Origin of the sequence: Nguyenibacter vanlangensis (genome assembly GCF_013376155.1) — a bacterium.
Lineage (GTDB): Bacteria > Pseudomonadota > Alphaproteobacteria > Acetobacterales > Acetobacteraceae > Gluconacetobacter > Gluconacetobacter vanlangensis.
In genome coordinates, this window is record NZ_JABXXP010000261.1 from 1 (window position 1) to 3,915 (window position 3,915).

3 protein-coding genes are annotated in these 3,915 nt (G+C 68.5%); 2 read left to right on the forward strand and 1 reads right to left on the reverse strand.

Features of this window, described 5'->3' with window-relative positions:
- Positions 1-312: 312 nt before the first annotated feature.
- The gene (locus tag HUK84_RS11975) at positions 313-1,020 is read left to right on the forward strand and encodes an HAD hydrolase-like protein (RefSeq protein WP_176640497.1); all 708 of its coding nucleotides are present in this window, start codon (positions 313-315) and stop codon (positions 1,018-1,020) included.
- Positions 1,021-1,063: 43 nt separating this feature from the next.
- On the opposite strand, the gene HUK84_RS11980 is transcribed toward HUK84_RS11975, so the two are convergent.
- The gene (locus HUK84_RS11980; RefSeq protein ID WP_176640498.1) at positions 1,064-1,798 is read right to left on the reverse strand and encodes a JAB domain-containing protein; all 735 of its coding nucleotides are present in this window, start codon (positions 1,796-1,798) and stop codon (positions 1,064-1,066) included.
- 47 nt (positions 1,799-1,845) lie between these two features.
- Between HUK84_RS11980 and HUK84_RS11985 the strand changes: the two genes are divergently transcribed.
- Positions 1,846-3,915: ATP-dependent helicase (locus HUK84_RS11985; RefSeq protein ID WP_317135284.1), on the forward strand; the 2,070-nt coding region annotated here is incomplete at its 3' end.

Genomic DNA, 3,915 nt, shown 5'->3' on the forward strand with positions numbered 1-3,915 from the left:
GTCGGCGCTGGGCGGCAGGGCGAGCGCCAGGATCGCGGCCAGCAGGGTCGTATCGTCCAGGTCCCCGCCCTGCCCGGCCAGGATCGCATTCATGCCTTGAAATCCTCGAGTCGGGTGCGGGGCGGGCCGGCCGTGGGCGCGACAGCCCCGACCTGCCAGTATATAGGAGATTCGAAGCCTAGTCGTGCCTCGGGAATTCGTGGATGAATTTCGGAGATCAGCGGGCCGTTAAATGATTGATTAAGCTGGCACCCCGAAGCTGAGATCCGGTGAATTTCAGCTTCGGGGTACTGGACGAGGAGCGTTGCCGGCATGAATGCCCCATTCCCGCTGACCCGTCACGATGCGGTTCTTCTTGATCTCGATGGCACGATCGTGGATTCGCGCGCCGGAATCATCGGTTCGCTGCACGATTCGCTGCGCGATCTGGGTCACGAGCCGGACCCGAAGGTGGATTTGACCTGGGTGGTCGGGCCGCCGCTGCACGATCTGGTGGCGCGAGTGCTGGAGCATTACGGCGACGACCGCGCCGAGGAAGCTGTCAGGCTGTATCGCTATCATTACGAACGGCAGGGCATGCATCGCAGCGCGGTCTTTGCCGGCATGGACACGGTGATCGAGACCGTGGCGCAGTCGGGGGCGCGGCTGTTTCTGGCGACGTCCAAGCCGGTGCACCTGGCGCGGGCGATTTTGGACCTGCGCGGGCTGACCCGGTATTTCACCGCCCTGTACGGCGCCCAACCCGACGATAGCGGCGCGGAGAAGCCCGAGCTGATCGCGTGCCTGCTGCATGAGCAGGGCGTGCCGGCGGCGCGGGCGGTGATGGTGGGAGACCGGCGGTTCGACATCAGCGGGGCGCATGCCAACCATGTGCGCGCGCTGGGCGCGCTGTGGGGCTATGGCGGCGAGGAGGAGCTGACCGAGGCCGGGGCGGACGCGCTGGTGAACGATCCGGGCGAATTGCTGGGCGCGATCCGCACGCAACTGGCGGCCGCGCACATGCACCCGGCGGCCGAATAGGGGCGCCGGGCGCGTTTTTGAGGCGGGCTTTCAAGGCAGGCTTTTACAGCCTGCCCTGCTGGCGCAGGCTGAACCATTGGCCACGCCGCAGCATCAGGTGGTCCTGCACCGCCAGGGACAGGTTCTGCGCGTGGTAGGAGATGGCCTGCATCAGCACGGCATCGCGATCGACCAGCGCCGCCGGCGGCGGCCAGGCCGCGGCGAGCCGGATGCCCACGAAGGCGGTGGCGTGCAGGTCGAGCGCGCGGAGCAGGATGTGGCGCTGGATCGCGTCCAGGTCGCCCTGGTCGAGGGCGGGGTCGATCGGTTCGTCGGCGATGATGTGGTTGCCGCTGTCCAGGAACAGGATCCGCATCTGCCCGGCGGGGGCGTCGGCGAGAATCGTATCGCAATAGGTCAGCACCGCGTCCCAGTCGCGCACGTGCTGGCGGGTCAGCGGGTCGGACCGCGACAGGCGTTCGGCCACGCAGGCGGGCAGCATCAGCGGCAGGGCGACGCGGTCGGACAGGCCGGCCGCGCGCAATTGCTCGGCCGAGGCCGAGAGCAGCGCGCCCAGGCTGCCGAACCGGTTCAGCAGCGCCTTGGCCGTCGGTTTGGTGTCGCGGCGCGGAATCGCGAGGAAGAGCAGCATCTCGACGATTTCGTAATCGGCCAGCGACGCCGCGCCGGAGACCAGGATCCGGGCACGCATGCGGGCGCGGTGGCCCGATGGTCCGGTCTCCTTGAACGGGGCATGACGCGAGGCGGCGTTCGCGGCATCCCTGCCCGTTCCTGTCATTCGGCCTTCTCCTTCACGTCCGGCGCCGGACGCCCTATACGGAAAACGTGACCCATAGCCCAAACCCTTCTTCCGACCGACCGGATTATCTGCAGCGCCTGAACCCCGAGCAACGGGCGGCGATCGAGACGACCGACGGTCCGCTGCTGGTCCTGGCCGGTGCCGGGACCGGCAAGACCCGTGTGCTGACCACGCGCTTCGCCCATATCCTGCTGTCCGGCCGCGCGCGGCCGCATCAGATCCTGGCGGTGACCTTCACCAACAAGGCGGCGCGCGAGATGCGCGAGCGGATCGGCGCGATCCTGGGCACGCCGGTCGAGGGGCTGTGGCTGGGGACGTTCCATGCGCTGTGCGCGCGCATGCTGCGCCGGCATGCCGAATATGTCGGGCTGAGCAGCGGCTTTACCATCCTGGACACCGACGACCAGCTACGCCTGCTGAAGCAGGTGATCGAACCGCTGCGCATCGACGCCAAGCGCTGGCCGCCCCAGGGCATATTGGGGGTGATCCAGCGCTGGAAGGATCGTGGGCTGACGCCCGAGCGCGTGACGCCGGCCGAGGACACGGATTTCGCGAACGGACAGTGCCGGGCGGCCTATGCGGCCTATCAGGCGCGGCTGATCCAGTTGAACGCCTGCGATTTCGGCGACCTGATGCTGCACGTGACCGAGATCCTGCGGACCCGGCCCGACGTGCTGGCGCAGTATCACCGCCTGTTCCGCTACATCCTGGTGGACGAATACCAGGACACCAACACGATCCAGTATCTGTGGCTGCGGCTGCTGGCGCAGCGCGAGGGGCAGAGCGCCAATATCTGCTGCGTGGGGGACGACGACCAGTCGATCTATTCCTGGCGCGGGGCGGAAGTGGAGAACATCCTGCGCTTCGAACGCGATTTCCCGGGCGCGGTCATCGTGCGGCTGGAGCGGAATTATCGTTCGACCGCGCAGATCCTGGGCGCGGCGTCGGGGCTGATCGCGCATAATGACGGGCGGCTGGGCAAGACGCTGCGCCCGGGGCGCGAGGATGCGTCCGGCGAGAAGGTGCGGGTGGTCGCGGTCTGGGATTCGGACGACGAGGCCCGGATGGTCGGCGAGGAGATCGCGCGGCTGCGCGCCGGGGGCCATTCCCTGGCCGAGATGGCGATCCTGGTGCGGGCGGGATTCCAGACCCGCGCGTTCGAGGAGCGGCTGATCGCGCTGGGCGTGCCCTATCGCGTGGTGGGGGGGCTGCGCTTCTACGAGCGGGCGGAAATCCGCGATGCGCTGGCCTATATGCGCGTGCTGAGCCAGCCGGCGGACGATCTGGCGTTCGAGCGGATCATCAACGTGCCGAGGCGCGGCATCGGGGCGGCCGCGCTGCAGAAATTCCACGCCGCCGCTCGGGCCGGGAACATGCCGCTGACGCAGGCGGTGCAGGACTTGCTGGCGGGCGGCGAGATCAAGGGCCGGGCGCGCGAGCCGATGGCGGCGCTGATGGACTGCCTGCAGCGCGGGCGCGACGCCTTGCCGCGCGAGGGGCATGTGGTGGTCGTGGAGACGCTGCTGGAGGAGGCCGGCTATATCGACATGTGGAAGGCCGATCCGTCGCCCGAGGCGCCGGGCCGCGTGGACAACCTGAAGGAACTGGTGCGGGCGCTGGCGGATTTCGAGAGCCTGGAAGGGTTTCTGGAGCATGTCGCGCTGGTGATGGAAAACGAGGAGAATGCCGGGGACGCGCGGGTCAGCCTGATGACCCTGCACGGCGCCAAGGGGCTGGAATTCGACACCGTGTTCCTGCCGGGCTGGGAGGAAGGGGTGTTTCCGTCCCAGCGGACCCTGGACGAGGGCGGGTTGAAGGGGCTGGAGGAAGAGCGGCGCCTGGCCTATGTCGGCATTACCCGCGCGCGGCACCGGGCGATCATCAGCCACGCCGCCAGCCGGCGGATCTATGGCAACTGGCAGTCGGCGATCCCCAGCCGGTTCATCGAGGAACTGCCCGACGAACATGTCGCGACCAGCGGCGCGGCATCCCAGGCGCGGACGCGGACATTCGGGCATGCGCCGGAATTTTCCCAGGCCTTTCCTGTCGTGGCGCGGCGGGCGCGGATGACCGAGGCGCTGGCGCGCGGGACGGCC

What these genes read in the sequence shown, in the direction of transcription:
- HUK84_RS11975 (WP_176640497.1), top strand. Translation starts at nt 313, where the DNA reads ATGAATGCCCCATTCCCGCTGACCCGTCACGATGCGGTTCTTCTTGAT.
- HUK84_RS11980 (WP_176640498.1), bottom strand. Translation starts at nt 1,798, where the DNA reads ATGACAGGAACGGGCAGGGATGCCGCGAACGCCGCCTCGCGTCATGCC.